The organism is Urbifossiella limnaea (assembly GCF_007747215.1).
GTDB lineage: Bacteria > Planctomycetota > Planctomycetia > Gemmatales > Gemmataceae > Urbifossiella > Urbifossiella limnaea.
Map to the genome: position 1 here is coordinate 3368529 of NZ_CP036273.1, position 17576 is coordinate 3386104.

Annotated in this window: 13 protein-coding genes and 1 tRNA gene; 5 read left to right on the plus strand and 9 right to left on the minus strand. The window is 72.2% G+C overall.

Annotated features, from left to right (window positions below; genetic code table 11):
* Positions 1-32 precede the first annotated feature (32 nt).
* The 4 genes from ETAA1_RS13760 to ETAA1_RS13775 form a co-directional block, all read right to left on the minus strand.
* Positions 33-1439 (minus strand): DUF1501 domain-containing protein, encoded by a 1407-nt coding sequence (locus ETAA1_RS13760; protein ID WP_145239091.1) that lies wholly within the window; start codon positions 1437-1439, stop codon positions 33-35.
* Positions 1440-1452: 13 nt separating this feature from the next.
* On the minus strand, positions 1453-3780 hold the full coding sequence (locus tag ETAA1_RS13765) for a PSD1 and planctomycete cytochrome C domain-containing protein (protein ID WP_145239094.1): 2328 nt from the start codon (positions 3778-3780) through the stop codon (positions 1453-1455).
* A gap of 61 nt (positions 3781-3841) precedes the next feature.
* Positions 3842-3913 (minus strand) — tRNA-Met (locus ETAA1_RS13770).
* 69 nt (positions 3914-3982) lie between these two features.
* Positions 3983-5143: a tetratricopeptide repeat protein gene (locus ETAA1_RS13775; RefSeq protein ID WP_145239098.1), complete on the minus strand. Its 1161-nt coding sequence runs from the start codon at positions 5141-5143 to the stop codon at positions 3983-3985.
* Between the two features lie 144 nt (positions 5144-5287).
* On the opposite strand from ETAA1_RS13775, the gene ETAA1_RS13780 reads away from it, so the two are divergent.
* The 3 genes from ETAA1_RS13780 to ETAA1_RS13790 all read left to right on the plus strand — a co-directional run bounded on the left by ETAA1_RS13780 (position 5288) and on the right by ETAA1_RS13790 (position 8041).
* Entirely contained in the window at positions 5288-6280 is a 993-nt protein-coding gene (locus ETAA1_RS13780; RefSeq protein ID WP_145239101.1) for a phosphatidate cytidylyltransferase, read from the plus strand.
* Between the two features lie 65 nt (positions 6281-6345).
* A complete protein-coding gene (locus ETAA1_RS13785) occupies positions 6346-7128 on the plus strand; it encodes a lysophospholipid acyltransferase family protein (protein WP_145239103.1) in 783 nt (260 codons plus the stop codon).
* Between the two features lie 28 nt (positions 7129-7156).
* Positions 7157-8041 (plus strand): sugar phosphate isomerase/epimerase family protein, encoded by an 885-nt coding sequence (locus ETAA1_RS13790; protein ID WP_145239106.1) that lies wholly within the window; start codon positions 7157-7159, stop codon positions 8039-8041.
* Here ETAA1_RS13790 and ETAA1_RS13795 read toward each other — a convergent pair.
* Positions 8031-9413: an alkaline phosphatase family protein gene (locus tag ETAA1_RS13795; protein WP_145239109.1), complete on the minus strand. Its 1383-nt coding sequence runs from the start codon at positions 9411-9413 to the stop codon at positions 8031-8033. The genes ETAA1_RS13790 and ETAA1_RS13795 overlap by 11 nt on opposite strands.
* A gap of 57 nt (positions 9414-9470) precedes the next feature.
* On the opposite strand from ETAA1_RS13795, the gene ETAA1_RS13800 reads away from it, so the two are divergent.
* Positions 9471-10439 (plus strand): aldo/keto reductase, encoded by a 969-nt coding sequence (locus ETAA1_RS13800; protein WP_145239114.1) that lies wholly within the window; start codon positions 9471-9473, stop codon positions 10437-10439.
* Here the strand turns inward: ETAA1_RS13800 and ETAA1_RS13805 are convergent.
* Entirely contained in the window at positions 10431-11834 is a 1404-nt protein-coding gene (locus ETAA1_RS13805) for a DUF1501 domain-containing protein (RefSeq protein WP_145239117.1), read from the minus strand. The genes ETAA1_RS13800 and ETAA1_RS13805 overlap by 9 nt on opposite strands.
* Before the next feature lie 100 nt (positions 11835-11934).
* Here ETAA1_RS13805 and ETAA1_RS13810 point away from each other — a divergent pair, with 100 nt between their 5' ends.
* On the plus strand, positions 11935-14568 hold the full coding sequence (locus ETAA1_RS13810) for a c-type cytochrome domain-containing protein (RefSeq protein ID WP_145239121.1): 2634 nt from the start codon (positions 11935-11937) through the stop codon (positions 14566-14568).
* Between the two features lie 29 nt (positions 14569-14597).
* Here the strand turns inward: ETAA1_RS13810 and ETAA1_RS13815 are convergent, their stop codons facing one another.
* The 3 genes from ETAA1_RS13815 to ETAA1_RS13825 are packed head-to-tail and all read right to left on the minus strand — an operon-like array spanning position 14598 to position 17561.
* The gene (locus ETAA1_RS13815) at positions 14598-15716 is read right to left on the minus strand and encodes a metal ABC transporter permease (RefSeq protein WP_145239124.1); all 1119 of its coding nucleotides are present in this window, start codon (positions 15714-15716) and stop codon (positions 14598-14600) included.
* A gap of 20 nt (positions 15717-15736) precedes the next feature.
* Positions 15737-16630, minus strand: a complete 894-nt coding sequence (locus ETAA1_RS13820) for a metal ABC transporter permease (protein WP_145239127.1) — start codon at positions 16628-16630, stop codon at positions 15737-15739.
* Positions 16620-17561 (minus strand): cation diffusion facilitator family transporter, encoded by a 942-nt coding sequence (locus ETAA1_RS13825; RefSeq protein WP_145239130.1) that lies wholly within the window; start codon positions 17559-17561, stop codon positions 16620-16622. Before ETAA1_RS13825 ends, ETAA1_RS13820 begins: the two co-directional genes overlap by 11 nt.
* Positions 17562-17576: the final 15 nt, after the last annotated feature.

A 17576-nucleotide genomic window follows, 5' to 3' on the forward strand; every position in this document is an offset into this window, starting at 1 on the left:
CGGGCGGGCACGGCTTACACCGGCCCGCCCGATCAGGCGAGAATCTCTTTGACCACCTTGCCATGGACATCTGTTAGCCGATAGTCGCGGCCCTGGAAGCGGAAGGTGAGCCGTTCGTGGTCGATGCCCAGCAGGTGGAGCATCGTGGCGTGCAGGTCGAACACCTCGACCACCTTTTCGGCCGCGTGGTAGCCGAAGTCGTCGGTGGCGCCGTGCGTCACGCCGCCCTTGATGCCGCCGCCGGCGAGCACGGCCGAGAAGCCCTTCATGTGGTGGTCGCGGCCGTTGCCGCCCTGCGACATCGGCGTGCGGCCGAACTCGCCGGTGAACACGATCAGCGTGTCGTCGAACATGCCGAGCCGCTTCAGGTCTTCCACCAGCGCCGCGAACGGCCGGTCCACCTCCTCGATCTTCAGGCGGATGCCGTCCTTCACACCGCCGTGGTGGTCCCAGTCGCGGTGGTACAGCTGGATGAAGCGGACGCCGCGCTGGGCGAGCCGGCGGGCCAGCAGGCAGTTGGCCGCGAACGAGCCGTCGGCCCCCTTCGTGCCGTAGCCCTCGAGCACGTTGCGCGGCTCGTTCGACAGGTCCATCAGCGCCGGCACGCTGGTCTGCATCCGGAACGCGAGCTCGTACTGGGCGATGCGGGTGGCCACTTCCGGGTCGTCGACGGCGGTGCCGTGCAACTGGTTGAGGCGCGAGACGGCGTCGATCACGTCGCGCTGCTGGGCGGGGGCGACGCCGGGCGGGTTCGTGAGGTACAGGATCGGGTCGCCCTGGCCGCGGAGCTGCACGCCCTGGAAGCGGCCCGGCAGGAAGCCCGGCCCCCACTGGCGGGCGGCGATCGGCTGGTTCTGCCCGCCGCGGCCGTTCGACGTGAGTACCACAAAGCCCGGCAAGTCCTGGGCCTCGGCCCCGATGCCGTAGGTGAGCCAGCTGCCCATGCTCGGCCGGCCGGACACGGTGGAACCCGTGTTCATAAACGTGTGGGCCGGGTCGTGGTTGATGGCCTCCGTCCGCAGCGATCGGACGACGCACAGGTCGTCGGCCACGCGCGGCAGGTGGGTGAACAGCTCGTTCATCTCGACGCCGCCGCGGCCGTGCTTCTTGAAGCCCCACTGCGGGCCGAAGCACGTCAGCCGGGCGCCTTGCAGCTGCGCGATCGGCTGGCCGCGGGTGACGGAGTCGGGCATCGGCTGGCCGTGCATTTGGGCCAGCACGGGCTTGTTGTCGAACAACTCCAGGTGGCTCGGGCCGCCGGCCATCACCATGAAGATGACGCGCTTCGCCTTCGGCGGCAGGTGCGGCTGCGTGAGCACGCCGCGGGCCGCTTGCGCGGCGGCGTCCTGGGCGAACAGCGACGCGAGGGCCACGCCGCCGACGCCGCGCGCGGCCTGGCCGAGGAACGTGCGGCGCTTCAGGAGGTGGATCGGGTTCATCGCTCGACCTCGGTTACTGGCGCGTGATCGATTCGTGGAGGTTCAGCACGGCGCGGCAGACGTTCGTCCACGCCGCCAGTTCGGCCGGGTTCACGCCCGCAGGCGCCGGCCGGTCGCCGACGGCCAGCAGCCGGGCCGCGTTCGCCGGCTGTGCCGCGTACTCGGCCCGCTGCCGCGCCAGCAGTTCCCGCAGCACCGCCGCCTCCTCCGGCTTCGGGGCGCGGCTCGTCGCGGTGGTAAACGCCCACGCCAACTTCGCGCCGTCGTCGGCCCCGCCCTCGGCGAGCGCCCGGGCGGCGAAGGCGCGAGCGGCTTCGACGAACACGGGGTCGTTCAGCAGCACGAGTGCCTGCTGCGGGATGTTCGAGCGCGGCCGGTCGCACGTACACTCCTCGCGGCTCGGGGCGTCGAACGCCACCATCGCGGGGTGCAGGAACGTCCGCTGCCAGTGCGTGTACAGGCCGCGGCGGTACACCTTCTCGCCGGCGTCCTTCTGCCACTCGCGGGTGGGGAAGTTCAGCGCCGCCCAGTAGCCGGGCGGCTGGTAGGGGAACACGCTCTTGCCGCCGATCTGGTGGTTCAACAGGCCGGCGGACGCGAGCGCCCCGTCGCGCACGAACTCGGCGTCGAGCCGCCACCGGCCCTGGCGCGCCAGGAGCCGGTTGAACGGGTCACGCTCGCGCAGCGCGGGCGTCTCGGCCGACGACTGGCGGTACGTCTCCGACGTGACGATGAGCCGCACGAGCCGCTTCACGTCCCAGTCGCTCTGGAACTCGGCCGCGAGCCAGTCGAGCAGTTCGGGGTGTGTCGGCAACTCGCCCTGAGCCCCGGATTCTTCGAGTGACTTCGAGATGCCGGTGCCGAAGAACTGCTTCCAGACGCGGTTCACGAACACGCGGGCCGTCAGCGGGTTGTCCGCCGACACCGTCCAGCGGGCCAGGTCGAGCCGCGTCGGTCGCTGCTTCGCGTCGCCGCGCTGCATCGGCGGCAGGAAGGCGGGCGTGTTCGGCGCCACGACGGGGCCGGTGGCGTCGAGCCAGTTGCCGCGCGGCAGGACGCGTACGGTCCGCGGCGCACCGGCCTTCGTCACCAGGGCGCGGGGGACGCTGGCCTCCAGCTCGGCCCGCGCCTTCTCGGCTGCGGTCGCGGCGGCACGCTCGGCCTTCAGCGCGGCCACGGGTACGACTGCGGCGCGGGCCGACAGCGTCTTCTGCGCGGCCGCCGCGGCTGCGGTCAGCGCGGCGAGGCGCTTCTCCTCCTCGGGCGTCGGCACCGGCAGGCCCGGCTCGCGGCGGCCGACGGCCCCCTCCTGCACGTCGGCAAAGAACGCGGCCATGCTGTAGAAGTCGGCGGCGGTGTACGGGTCGAACTTGTGGTTGTGGCACTCGGCGCACATGATCGTGCCGCCGAGCCACACCTGGCCGAAGTTCCGCACCCGATCCGCGGCGTACTTCGCCTCGTACTCCTTCGCCTGCGCCCCACCCTCTTCGGTCGTTTGCAGCAGCCGGTTGTAGGCCGTCGCGACCTGCTGCCACAGCGTCGGCTGCGGCAGCAGGTCGCCGGCCAGCTGCTCGATCGTGAACTGGTCGAACCGCAGGTTCGCGTTGAATGAGCGGATGACGTAGTCGCGGTACGGCGACACGTTCATGGGGTTGTCGCTGTGGTAGCCGATGGAGTCGGCGTAGCGCACGAGGTCGAGCCAGAACACCGCCATCCGCTCGCCGTAGTGCGGCGACGCCAGCAGCCGCTCGACCAGCTTCTCGTAGGCGTCCGGGGCCGCGTCGGTCACGAAGGCCCGCACCTCGGCCGGTGTCGGCGGCAGGCCGGTCAGGTCGAGGGTGAGGCGGCGGACGAGTGTGCTCTTGTCGGCGGGCGCGGCGGGGGGCAGCTTCTCCTTCGCCAGCCGGGAGCGGACGAAGCGGTCGATCAGGGTCACGCCCGCGGCGTCGGGCGCGGCGGGGCGCTTCAGCTTGGCGAACGACCAGTGCTCGCCGTACTTCGCCCCCTCGTTTACCCAGCGGCGGAGCGTGTCGATTTGATCCGCGGTCAGCGGCGGCTTCTTGGCGGCGGCCGGCGGCATCTTTTCGGTCGGCTCGGCCGTGGTGAGGCGCTTCAGGAACTCGCTGGCGTCGGCCTTGCCCGGGGCGATCGCGCCGGCCTTCACGGCGTCGTCGCGGACGTCGAGCCGCAGGTCGGCCTTGCGCGACTTCTCGTCGGGGCCGTGGCACGTGAAGCACTGCGTCGCCAGGATCGGCCGCACGTCCCTGGCGTAATCGACGGGGTCGGCCGCGGCGCCGGCGGCGGCGACGGTCAGTAGCGCGGCGGCGAGGGGGAACCGCATGGGCACCGCTCGGAGAAGGGTGGCGGGGCGGGCAGGGGGGTTAGTGTATCGGGTCCGGCAGTGGGCCGTGTGGGAGTCGAACCCACTTCCAATCCGTTATGAGCGGACTGCTCGACCGTTGAGCTTCCGGCCCCGGCGGAAGGGCATTGTAGCAGACGTGAGGAAGCCCGGGGACGGCCGTCCCCGGGCTTTTCGCCAGTGGCTACCGCGGCTTCAGGACCAGGTCGAACGTCGGCCGGGTGCGGCCGTCGCGGAGCGTGACCCCGGCCCGGCTGAACGCGATCCGGTCGGGGTGCGACTCGTCGCGCTCGTGCCGGCACGACACAGCCACGATCCCCGCTTCCGTGACCGACTGCACCTCGCCCGGGTCGGCGACGCCGTTGCCGTTCGCGTCGCGCCACAGGGCCAGCCCGCGCAGTTCGACCCCGGTGAGGCGGCCGTCGCGGTCGTCGTCCAGGGCCGACAGTGCCGCGTAGCCGTGCTCCCAGAACAGCCAAAACGTGACGCTGCCGAAGAACTGCAGCGCCGAGTCTACCTCGCCGCGGCCGGCCGGGTCGTAGACCAGCCACGCGGCGTCCTTCGTGATCCACGTCCAGCGCTTCTTGATGCCGGAGCCGTCGGCGTCGAAGCGGACGGCGGCGCGCGTGTCTTCCAGGTCGGCGGCGCCGAGCCCGTCGCGGAGCGGCACCGCGATCGGCGTGATCGGCCGCGGCAACTGCTTCAGCTTCTCCGTCTTCGTCTTCAGGTCGGCGATCTCGGCGGCGTCCTTCGTGGCGTCCAGCAGCGGCACGAGGTAGCCGGCGGCCTCCGCGGTGACGGTGTGGCCGCCGAGCCCGAGTGCCGTCAGGTCCTTGTCCTTCGCCCAGCCGTCGCGCAGGACGGCCCGGTACGCCTCGACCGCCTTCGCCTTGTCGCCCGACTGGTCGATGACCCACGCCCGCCCGAGCACCGCGGCCGGGTCGCCCGGGGCGAGCTTCACCGCCTTCTCGTACAGGGCCATCGACTTGAGGAGGTGGTCCTTCGCGGCGGCCTCCGCGCCGGCGTCCTTACCCTTGCCCGACTTTCCGAACGGCACAAACGGCGGCTCGTACCCGAACCACAGGCCGCCGTTCTTGCCGTCCTTGCGGACCTCGAGCGCGCCGGCGCGCGTCGTGTACGCCATGGCGTGCGCCCGGGCCAGGTTCAGCACGGCCTTCGCGTCCTTCGGGTTCTCCTTCACGTGGGCTTCGAGGTTAGACACGACGCGCTCGACCGGCACCTTTTCGGTCTCGACGCGCATGTACCGCGCCGGGGCGGTGCCGGCGACGGCGGCGGCCGCGGCCAGGCCGAGGGCCGCGGCGCGGACAGACAGAGGCGTGGGCATGGGAGCTCCGGGGGGACGGGAGTGGGCAGGGGGGATCATACCGCAACAGGGGCGCGGAAGCACGCCGCGGGCGGGTGGTCGTTGCGCCGCGTTACGGTAGCATTCCCCCCACCGAACCGCCCCCCCGTCGATACCGGGTGCCCAGTGACGGACGCCGCCCGCGACCGCCTCATCAACCCGCTCGCGGCGCTCGACCACCCGGCCACGCTCGTCCTCCTCGCCCTCGCCTTCGCGCCGCTCGTGATCGGCCCGGTCTTCCTGAAGTTGGCCCGCAAGCGGATCACGACCGAGACGCGGCACGACGCCCGCCGCCGCGCCCGCGGCTGGCTCTGGGTGGTACCGGCGATGGCCGCCCCCGTGCTCCTCGGCGCGGCGTGGGTCATCGTCGGCGTCGCGGCCCTCAGCGCGCTGTGCTTCCGCGACTTCACCCGCGTCACCGGCTTGTTCCGCGAGAAGCTCATCTGCTACGCCGTCCTCCTCGGCATGGCGGTGATCCAGTTCGCGGCGCTCGACAACTTCCCCGGCCTGTTCGCCGCCGCGTTCCCGCTCACGATCGCCTGCGTCGCCGGGTTCGCGGCCGCGCAGGACCGGCCGAAAGGCTACCTCCAGCGCGTCGCGCTGGGCGCGGTCGCGTTCGCGCTGTTCGGCAGCTGCCTCGGCCACCTCAGCTACCTGGCGAACGACCCCAACTACCGGCCGAAGCTGGCGCTGGTGCTGGTCGCGGTCGGGTTTTGGGACGTGGCCCGCTACGTCGTCGGCAAAACGGTCCGAGGGCGACAGCTCGCCCCGAACACGACGCCGGACCGCACCGTCGCCGGCTCGGTAGCGGGGGCGGTCGTGGTGCTGGCACTCGTGTACGGCGTCGGCCCGCTGGTGTTCGCCGGCACGCCGCTGGAGAACCCGCTGCCGCTGCTCGCCCTCGGCGCCCTCCTCGCCGTCGCGGCCCAGCTCGGCGACCTGATGCTCGCGTCGATCAAGCGCGACACCGGCGTCGACACGCTGGACAACGTTATCCCCGGCCACGGCGGGGTACTCGACCGCTTCGACAGCATGATCCTGGTGGCCCCGGTGGCGTACCACGGCATCAGCTTCTTCGGCGGCCTGAACCTGGAGGCGGGGCGGGTGTTGACCGGGTGAGGCGGATTGCGGAATGCGAATTTCGGAACGCGGCATACAAAGCCACCACCCAGGCGAGCGACCGCATGACCCTTGTCCGGTATTCCGCGTTCCGAAACCCGCACTCCGCAACCCCCGCGATGGACGACTTCAAACTCCGCCCCGCCGAAGACCTCGGCCTGAAGGTCTGGGAGCGGTTGTCGAGTGTGCGGCGAGAGAGCGGGCCGTTCCTCACCGCCGTCCACACTGGATGGGCACTTCTGGCGCGGACGTACTTCTCGCTGTGGCACCGCCTCCGCGTCGTCGGCAAGGAACACCTGCCGACGCAGTTCCCGTTCGTGCTGTGCTCGAATCACTCGAGCCACCTCGACGCGCTGGCCCTGGTCGCGCCCCTGCGGATGGGGCTGCGGGCGAAGACGTTCGCGCTGGCGGCCGGCGACACGTTCTTCGAGAGCGCGTGGACCACGGCGTTCGCGGCCGGGTTCATCAACGCCCTGCCGATCTGGCGGAAGAAGCGGACGCCGCAGGCGCTGAAGGAACTGCGGGAGAAGCTGGTGAACACGCCGTGCGGGTACGTCGTGTTCCCCGAGGGCGGCCGCACCCGCGACGGCAACCTCACGCCGTTCAAGGGCGGGGTCGGGATGGTGGTGGCCGGCACGTCGGTGCCGGTGGTGCCGTGCCACATCAGCGGCACCTTCGACGCCATGCCGGCCGGGGTACGGTTCCCGCGGCCGCGGCGCATCACCATCCGCGTCGGCCCGGCGGCGACGTTCGACGACGTGAAGAACGACAAGCACGGCTGGAACCGGGTGATGACGGTCGTGGAGGAGCGCGTGAAGGCGCTCGCGGCCGACGCCGCCGGCCGGTAGAGTAGGGGTTCCCTCCCGGAGCCCCGCCATGCCCCGCACCCGCCGCGACTTCCTCCGCGCCGCCGCCGCCCTCGCCGCGTCGCCCGGCGTCGCCGCCGCCATCGACCCCATCCGCCGCCCCGGCCCCACCGCCGACCTGAAGCTCAGCCTCGCCGCGTACAGCTTCCGGCAGTTCCTCGACCCGAAGGGCGGGTCGATGACGCTGTTCGACTTCATCGACCTCGCCGCCGACCTGCCGCTCGACGGCGTCGAGCTCACGTCGTACTACTTCGCCGAGACCTCGGACGCCTACCTGGACAAGCTCCGCGACCACGCCACACGGAAGCGGCGGCCAATCTCCGGGGTGCCGGTCCGCAGCGAGTTCACGCTGAGGGACGACGCCCGCCGCGCCCGTGAGGTGCAGCATGTGAAGGACTGGACGGCTCGGGCCGCCCGGCTCGGGGCGCGGACCGTCCGCATCTTCGCCGGCAACGTCGAGAAGGGGGAGGCGTTCGCCGACGCCCAGCGCCGCGTGGTGGCGTGCCTGAACGAGTGCTGCCCGGTCGCCGAGCGGCTCGGCGTGCAACTGGCGCTGGAGAACCACGGCGGCATCACGGACACGGCCGAGCACCTGCTGGAACTGGTGCGGCCGGTCCGCAGCCCGGCCCTCGGGGTGAACATCGACACCGGCAACTTCCGCACCGCCGACCCGTACCGCGAAATTGCGGCGATCGTGCCGTACGGCGTGGTGGCGCAGGTGAAGACGGAAATGTTCCCGGGCGGCAAGCGCGAGGAGGCCGACCTGGCGCGGGTGGTCCGCATCCTGAAGGACGGCAACTTTCACGGCTACGTCGCGCTGGAGTACGAGGCCGCGGAAGACCCCAAGGTGGCGGTGCCTCGCCACGTCCGCGAGTTGCGCCGGCTCATTGGCTGAGGTCGAGGGCGCCGAGGATCAGATCGCGCACCGCGGTCATCGGCACCGTCGGCCCCGGGTTTGGCCCGTGGCCGACCAGAACGGGCCGGTCGAGCGGAACGGCCGCCGCGAGGCCGTGGCTGCCGCGGACGATCGATGCGTCGAGCGGTACCACGTCGAACACGGTACGGAAGCCGAGCTTCTTCTGCGCCAGCCGCCGGGCCGCGTGCAGCTTCGGGAACCGCAGCGCGGGGTCGAAGAACAGCTCGCACGGGTCGAAGCCGGGCTTGTGGTGGATCGCCACGGCGCGGGCGTAGTCCGGGGCGACGCGGTCGTCGCTCCAGAAGGGGTAGGCGAACCAACTGTCGCGCTCCGCGAGCAGGATCACTTCACCGGACCGCGGGTGATCGAGGCCGATTTCGGCGCGTCCGTCGCCGACCAGCACGCGGGCCACTCCCGGTAGCGCCGCTAGCCGCTCGACGACCTTCGGCACGTCCGCCGCGTCCGGCACATAGACGTGGGCGAGCTGGTGGTCGCAAACGGCGAACGCCCGGCTGGCGAACAGGTCGAGCTGCTCGCCGAACGGCCCGCCGCGCACGCCGATCATGTCGGCCTTCCGCAATTCGCGGTTCGGGAACACCGGCCGCGTCACGTCGCAGTGGCCGTACTCGCTCACCACCCACACCTGCGCACCGCGGCTTGCTGCGGCGTCGAGCAACGGTGCGCAGGCGTCGTCGAGTTCCTTCACGCACTTCGCCATGTCGGTGCCGGCGGGGCCGAACCGCTGCGGGTCGTAGTCGAGGTGCGGCAGGTAAGCGAGTGTCAGGTCGGGGGCGTGGTCCGTCAGTACCACACCGGCTGCGGCGGCGATCCACTCGGTGCTCGGCTTTCCGGCCATCGGCCCCCAAAACGCGGGAAAGGGGAAGCTTCCGAGTTTCGCTTCAACGCCTTCCGCGACTCCCGCCGGCGTGCCGCTCACGCCGAACACCTTGTTCCCGTCCACCCCGTACCACGGCTTCGGCGTGACGCTGATGTCCACCGCCGCGCCCTGGTTGAACCACCAGAACAGCTTCGCAGTCTTGACCGCCCGGCCGCGCTCCGTCGCCCGCCGCCGAGCGGTCGCGTAAAGCGGTTCGGCGTCGATCAGCCGGTTCGACTGCTGCCAGAAGCGGACTTCGTTCGTGTCGCGGAACAGCCAGCCGTTCGCCACCACGCCGTGCTCGCGCGGCAGTTTCCCGGTCAGAAGCGTGGCCTGCGCCGTGCAGGTGACGGCCGGCAGCACCTCGGGCATGTTTGCCACCCACCCCGCGGCGGCGACGGCCTTCAGGCGCGGGGCGAATTCCAGCAGCCGCGGGGTGAGGCCGACGGCGTTGATGAGCACGAGGGGTTGCATACCGTGAGGGTAGGGCACTGAGGGGCCGGCGTCCGCCGGCACTGCGGAGGGGCGACGATGCAGACGCGACGGCTCGGCAACTCGGACCTGCACGTCACGCCGATCGGCTTCGGCGCGTGGGCCGTCGGCGGCGGCGGGTGGGCGTTCGGCTGGGGCGCCCAGGACGACGCCGACAGCGTCGCCGCGATCCGCGAGGCGCTCGACCTCGGCATCAACTGGATCGACACCGCCGCCGTGTACGGCCTCGGCCACTCCGAGGAGGTGGTGGCGAAGGCGCTCGACGGCATCGCCGCCGACAAGCGGCCGTTCGTGTTCACGAAGTGCGAGCGGGTGTGGGACGCGACCGGGCAGATCGGCAAGTGCCTGAAGGCCGAGAGTATCCGCCGCGAGTGCGAGGCGAGCCTGAAGCGGCTGAAGGTGGACGTGATCGACCTGTACCAGGTCCACTGGCCGGAGCCCGACGAGGACATCGAGGAGGGCTGGCAGACGCTGGTAAAGCTGAAAGACGAGGGAAAGGTGCGCTGGATCGGCGTCTCGAACTTCAGCGCCGAGCAGATGGCCCGCGTGGCCGCGTTCGGGCCGATCACGTCGCTGCAGCCGCCGTACTCGATGGTGCGGCCGGAGGTGGAGGCGAGCGTCCTGCCGTACTGCCTGGAGCACAACGTCGGCGTCATCGCTTACTCGCCGATGGCGAGCGGGCTGCTGACGGGGGCGATGACGCGCGAGCGGATCGCGGCCCTGCCGGCGGACGACTGGCGGAAGGAGAAGAACCGGCACTACCAGGAGCCGCTGCTGTCGCGAAACCTGGCACTCGTCGAGCTGCTGACGGCGATCGGGGCGCGGCATGGGAAATCGCCGGGCGAGGTGGCGATCGCGTGGGTGCTGCGGCACCCGGCCGTCACCGCGGCGATCGTGGGTGCGCGTCGGGCGGGGCAGTTGCCGGCGTTGGTCGGCGCCGCCGACTGGCGGCTGACCGTGGACGAGGTCGAGGAGGTGGCGGCGTTCGTGAAAGCGAACTCAGGCTAACACCCCGCGCACGACCTCGCCGTGGACGTTCGTCAGCCGGCGGCGGATGCCGTTGTGGTAGTACGTCAGCTTCTCGTGGTCGATGCCGAGGACGTGCAGCACCGTGGCGTGGAAGTCGTGCCACGGCACCGGGTGCTCGGCCACCTTCCAGCCGATGTCGTCCGTCGCGCCGAACACGCTGCCGGCCTTCACGCCCGCCCCCGCCAGCCAGCAGCTGAAGGCGTACTTGTTGTGGTCGCGCCCGGGGCCGACCGTACCCGCCGCGGACTGCGCGAACGGCGTGCGGCCGAACTCGGTCGTGAACAGCACGAGCGTGTCGTCGAGCATGCCGCGCTGCCGCAGGTCGGCGAGTAGCGCCGCGACCGGCTGGTCGATGCGGGCGGCTTCGGCGCCGTGGTTCTCGCGGACGTTTTCGTGCGCGTCCCAGCTCGTGCGCGGACTGCCGGCGATGGGGCCGCCGCTGTACACCTGAACGAACCGCACGCCGCGCTCGAGCAGGCGACGGGCGAGCAGGCAGCGCCGGCCGCAGTCGGCGGTTTCGGCGCGGTCGAGGCCGTAGGCCGATTTCGTGCGCTCGCTCTCCCGCGACAGGTCCGCGACCGCGGGCACGGCGCGCTGCATCCGCGCCGCCAGCACGTAGCTCCGCATCCGCGCCGTAAGGTCGGCCTCGCCGCCAACACGGTCGAGGTGCGAACCGTTGATTTCCTCCAGGAAAGCCCGTGTCGCGCGCTCGGCGGCGGGGTCGATCGGGCGGGCGGGGGTCAGGTCGTTCACGGGCACGTCGCCGCTGCGGAAGACGACGCCCTGGTGCTGCGCGGGAAGGAACCCGCTCGTCCAGTTGGACGCCGCGCCGTTCGCCTCGCCGCGGCCGTCGGGCAGGACGACGAACGCCGGCAACTCGTCGGTCAGCGTGCCGAGGCCGTAGCTGAGCCAGCCGCCGAGCGACGGGTAGCCGTTGAACTGGAAGCCGCTGTTGAGCACGAAGAGCGCCGGCGTGTGGTTTGCGCTGTCGGCCGTCATCGAGCGGATGACGCACAACTCGTCCGCCTGGCGCGCGAGGTGCGGGAACAACTCGCTGACCTGGAGGCCGCTCCGGCCGCGCGGGCGGAACGCCCAGTCGGGCTGTCGCAGGAGGCCGACCTGGTTGAAGAACACGTCGGGCCGCTCGTCGGTCTTGAGCGTCTGGCCGTGGAACTTCGCTAGCGCCGGCTTGGGGTCGAAGGAGTCGAGGTGGCTGAGGCCGCCGACGAGGGTGATCTGCACCGCCCGCTTCGCCTTCGGGGCGTGGTGCGTGGCGGCGCTAAGGACGCCGTCGCGGGCCATGAGGTGCACCGCGGCGGCGGCCCCGAGGCCGAGGGCGGGGAAGCTCAGGAAGTCGCGGCGGGAGTGGGTCATGTTACGTCCGCGTGACACGCCCCGGGTGGGAACCGGCGGCGGGTTGTGGTATCGATGATAAGGGGTTCCGCGGCGCGCGCCGAGCCCGGGAGGACGCCGGATGCACGTCAGGTCGCTGGTCGCCGCGCTGCTTCTCGCCGCGCCTGTCGCCGGGCAGGAGCCGCTGGCCGAGAAGGCGCGGGCGGTGCTGAAGACGCACTGCGTCCGCTGCCACGGCCAGGACGGGGCCGTCGAGGGTGGGCTGAACTACGTCGGCGACCTGGGCAAGCTGGTGAGCCGCAAAAAGGTCGTGCCCGGGAACGCCGACGAATCCCGGCTGTTCAAGCGGATGACCGACGGCACCATGCCCCCGCCCGACGAGCAGCCGCGGCCGTCGGAGGCGGAACTGGCCGCGGTGCGGGCGTGGATTCAGGCCGGCGCCCCCGGCGCGAGTTTGGCGAACCGCGCCGCGATCACGCCGGCCGAGGTTCACGCCGCGGTCCTCGCCGACCTTGACACGCACGACCGCCGCGCCCGCCGCTTCCAGCGGTACTTCACGCTCACGCACCTGCACAACGCCGGCCTCTCCGACGACGAGTTGCAGACGTACCGTAACGCGCTGTCGAAGCTGGTCAACAGCCTGTCGTGGAACTCGACCGTGCGCGTCCCCGTGCCGGTGGACGCCGCCCGCACCGTGCTCCGCATCGACCTGCGGTGGTACCAGTGGGACGCCACGACCTGGAACCGCATCCTCCTGGAATACCCCTACGGCGTGCTCGACGACACGATCGCCGCGCGGGCCGTGAGCGTGAACACCGCCGCCCGCCTGCCGGTGGTCCGCGCCGACTGGTTCGTCGCCACCGCGAGCCGGGCGCCGCTCTACTACGACGTGCTGCAACTCCCCGCCAACCTCGCCGACCTGGAGCGCCAGCTGCGGGTGGACAGCACGCTCAACATCCAGCAGGAGCGGGTGGCCCGGGTCGGGTTCAACGGCTCGGGGGTGTCGCGGTTCAACCGCGTGCTGGAGCGGCACGACTCGGCCCAGGGGATGTACTGGCGCACCTACGACTTCGACGAGCCGCCCGCGAACTTGACGGAGCGCGCCAACGGCAACCTGCTGGCCGACCGCCGCAACGTGTTCGCGCACCCGCTCGGCCCGGTCGCGGCCGAGCAGCCGTTCCAGCACGCCGGCGGCGAGGCCATCTTCGCGCTGCCCAACGGCCTGCACGCCTTCTTCCTCGTCAACGCGGTGAACGCCCGGCTCGACAAGGCGCCCGTCGCCATCGTCTCCGACCCGAAGCGGCCCGACCGCGCCGTCGAGGCCGGCGTGTCGTGCATGTCGTGCCACGTCACCGGCATCCTGCCCAAGCCCGACCAGGTGCGCGACCACCTGGGCAAGAACCCCGCCGCGTTCCGCCGCCAGGACGCGGACCTGATCCGCGCGCTGTACCCGCCGAAGGAGAAGTCGCTGGAGCTGATGGCCGACGACATGAAGCGCTACGCCGCGGCGCTGGCCAGGACGGGCTCGAAGGTGACACGGTTCGAGCCGGTCAGCACCATCACCGGCCGCTACGAAGCCGACCTCGACCTGCCGACCGCCGCGGCCGAGGTCGGGCTGCGGCCCGAGGAGTTCGTGCGGCGAATCAACGATTCCGAGACGCTGGCCCGGCACGTCGGTTCGCTGCGGGCGGCCGGCGGGACCGTGGGCCGGCAGATCTGGGTGCAGGCGTTCGGCGACCACGTTCGCGAGCTGCAACTCGGCGCGCTCTACCAGGGGAACCTGAACGGCCCCACGCTCCCGGACAACACCGGCGAGATCGATCCGCTCGAAGCCCGCGGCGAGACGGCCAACCAGGCCGCGTTCAGCAGTGACGGCCGCCGCGCGGTCATCGCCTCCGGCGACCGCAGCGTCCGCCTGTACGACGTGGAAGGCCGCCGCGACCTCAAGCGCTTCGTCGGCCACGGCGCCAGTGTGTGGGCGGTCGCACTGGCGGCCGACGGCAAGCGGGCGATGTCGGGCTCCCTCGACGGCACGGCCCGCGTGTGGGACGTGCAGACCGGCCTGGAAGTGTCCAGGTTCACGGGCCACGACGGGCTCGTCTCCGCGGTCGCGTTCACGCCGGACGGCAAGTGGGGGGTCACCGGCGGGTTCGACGGCGTGGTCGCGGTGTGGAAGGCCGGCAGCGGCGAGGAACTGCGGCGCCGCGAGGTCGGCGGCTACGTCGCGTCCGTCGCCGTCTCGCCGGACGGGAAGCACGCGCTGGTCGCCGCCGGGCGGTCGGCCGTGCTCTGGGACCTGCACACCGGCGCGGAAGTGCGCCGCTTCGCCCACGACGCGGCCCCGGTGTCGGCGGTCGCGTTCGACCCCTCGGGCATCGCGATCGTCACCGGAGACGACGCGGGTCGGGTGCGGATGTGGGACTCGCGGGCGGAAACGTCCGGCGTGTTGATAGGAACGCACGCCGGCCCGGTGCGGGCGGTGGCCGTGCGCGACGGGCGGATGGTACTGTCGGCGTCGTCGGACCGCACGCTGCGGCTCTGGGACGCGGCGCTGCCGGGGCGCGATCCGGCGACGTTCCGCCGACACGCGGCGCCGGTGGTGTCGGCCGCGTTCCTGGCGAACGGCACGCAGACGGTGTCGGCCGACCGCGGGCTCGTCATCCTGCCGTGGTCAGTCGGGCCGCTCGTGGCCCCGCGGCCGGTGCCGGTTACGCCGCCCGCCGCGCCGGACCGCATCCCGCCGGCGCGACCGTGATTCGTGGGGCTGGCTTCCGGCCGGCCGGGTCACGCCGGCCGGCCGGAAGCCGGACCCACGTCGCGCGCCCGCTCCCGCCCGGTCGCCGTTAACTTCAGCCCCTCTCCCGCCCGCTCCACCAGCCCGTGCCGCACCGCCCGCCGGACCACCGCGGCCGTGTCCCGCGGCGTCCAGTGGAAGTGCGTGTGGAGCCCCGCCGCGGCCGACTCGTCCGCCTCGGTCGCGGTCCCCTCGTGGTGCAGCAGGTGGACCGTCAGCATCGTCTCGAAGAAGTCGCGCCGCTGGCGCCACCGGCGTGCCGCCTGCGCGACCAGCCCGCGACCGGGGGCGAACACGAACACCGCCGCGAACATCGCCCCGAGTACCGCCGCGACGGCGCCGGCCGTGTTCGCGTCCACGACCGCCGCGAGGTACGTCCCCGCCCACGCGGCCCCGACGCCGATCACCCCCGCGACCACGAGCAGCACGCCGAGCCGATCCGTGAGCAGGTACGCGGCCGCAGCCGGGACGACGAAGAAGCCGACGACCAGGACCGGCCCAACGGCGTCGAACGCGGCGACCGCGGTGACCGACACCACCGCCATCAGCCCGTAGTGGACGCGGCCGGGGCGAAAGCCGAGCGCGGCAGCCAGGGCGGGGTCGAAGGTCGTCAGCTTCAGTTCCTTGAAGAACAGGAGCAGCAGTGCGAGGTTGAGTGCGAGCACGCCGGCGAGCCTGAGCCCGGCGGCGGGGACGAACACGCCGCCGATCTGCCGCTCGTCGCCGGTCGCCAGGTCGGGGTGGCCGAGGAGCACGGCGTCGGCGTCGAGGTGGGTGTTCCGCAGGTACACCGACGCGAGAAGGACGCCGCCCGCGAACAGGGCCGGGAAGACCAACCCGATGGCGGCGTCTTCCTTCACGAGCCGAGTTTTCTGAAGCAGTTCGACGAGCGCCACCGAGGCGAGGCCGGCGGCCGCCGCGCCCGCGAAGAGCCACGGCGAGTCCACGTCGCGGACCACGAAGTACGTCAGCACGATACCGAACAAGAGGACGTGGCCCACGGCGTCGCTGACCAGCGACATCCGGCGCAGGAGCAGGAAAACACCGGGCAGCGCGCACGCGGCGGCGACGAGCGAGAGGATGACGGCGGTCAGGGCGGTCGAAGACACGACAGGGTTCGTCCGGTGAGTCAGGCCGCGCGGGCACGCCTCAGTGGCGCCCACGCCAGCCCCCGGGCTGTGCCGAAGACCAGCGACAGGCCGACGATCGCGGTCGCCGTCAGCACGATCGTCGGCCCCGTCGGCACGCTGACGTTTCCGGGGGCGAGGTGACTGAACACGACGCCGCCGGCCCCGGACACGGCCCCGAACACGCCCGCCAGTAGCACCACGCCGCCGAGGCGGTTGGTCCACTGCCGTGCGGCCGCGGCCGGGGCCACCAGCAGTGCGGTCATCAGCACCACGCCCACCGCCTTCAGCCCGACCACGACCGCGACGACGGTCAGCGTCGTCAGCAGCAGGTCGAGCCGGCGGACGGGGTAGCCGAGGCTGCGGGCGTAGTCGGGGTCGAACGCCAGCAGCTTGAACTCCTTCCAGAACAGCACGAGCACCAGCGCCACGGCCGCGCCGAGCCGGCCGATCATCAGCAGGTCGTCGTCGCGGAGCAGGGCGGCCTGCCCGAACAGGTAGCGGTCGAGCGGGTGCCGCGAGGCGTCGGGGACGTGGTGCTGCGCGTACGTCATGAGAACGAGGCCGAGGCCGAAGAACACCGCCAGCGCCCCGCCGAGGGCGGCGTCGAACGGCACCCGCGACCGCCGCGTGACCGCGCCAACGACGAGCATCGCCAGCCACCCCGCGACCGCGCCGCCGAGTACAAGCGCCCCGGCCTCGCGCGCCCCCAGCAGGAACGCCGCCGCCAGCCCGGGCAGTGCGGCGTGCGAGACCATGTCGCCCTGGAGGCTCTGCCGCCGCAGCACGGCGAACGTGCCGACCGCCCCGGCCGCGAGGCCGAGCCCGGCGGTGCCCGCGGCGACCGTCCGCACGGCCGCCGACTCCCACAGCGACAGCAGGGCGTCAGCGGGCATCGGCCGCCCCCGGCGGGTGCGGTGCTTCGCCGAGCCGCTCCAGGTACTCCCCCTCCCACGACTCGCGCTCCTCCACCGGCTCGACGTGGAACAGCACCTCCAGGCCGGGCAGCGCTTCCACGAGGGCGGCCTCGATCTCGTGGCCGAGGTGGTGGGCGGCCCGCACCGACTGGTCGCCGGCGACGAGCAAATGGAACTCGGCGAACCGCCGCGCCCCGGCCTGTCGCGTGCGCAGCGCGTGGAAGGTCGCTCCGGGCGGTAGGCGGGCGGTGATGACGGCGCGGAGCTGGTCCTGCTCGGCCGTGGGGAGGGCGTGGTCCATCAGCCCGTCGAACGAGCGGCGGATGAGATCGCCGCCGGTCCACATGATGTTCAACCCCACGGCTGCGGCGACGACCGCGTCGAGCCACTGGCGGCCGGTGAGGAGCACGAGCCCGATCCCGGCGACGACGCCGACGGACGTCCACACGTCGGACATGAGGTGGTGGCCGTCGGCTTCGAGCAGGACGGAGCGGTGCTTGCGGCCGTGGTGGAGGAGCACGCGCGCCACGGCGAGGTTCACCGCGGACGCCGCGAGGGCGATGGCGGTGCCGATTTCGAGGTTCGCCAGGGGCTCGGGGTAGATCAGGCGGCGGACGGCGTACCCGGCGGTGCCGAGGCCGGCGGCGAGTACGAGGGCGCCTTCGAGGCCGCTGGACAGGTACTCGATCTTCTCGTGGCCGTAGGCGTGGCCCGGGTCCGCGGGGCGGGCCGCGTACAGCAGCGACAGGTAGGCCACGACCGCGGCGAACAGGTTGACGCCGGACTCGAGCGCGTCCGAGAACAGGCCGACCGAGCCGGTGACGGCGTAGGCCGTCCCCTTCATCCCGATCGTGACGACCGCCGCCGCGATGGACAACTTGAGCGGCCAGCGGAGGTGCGACGGCGCCATGCGGGGATTGTACGG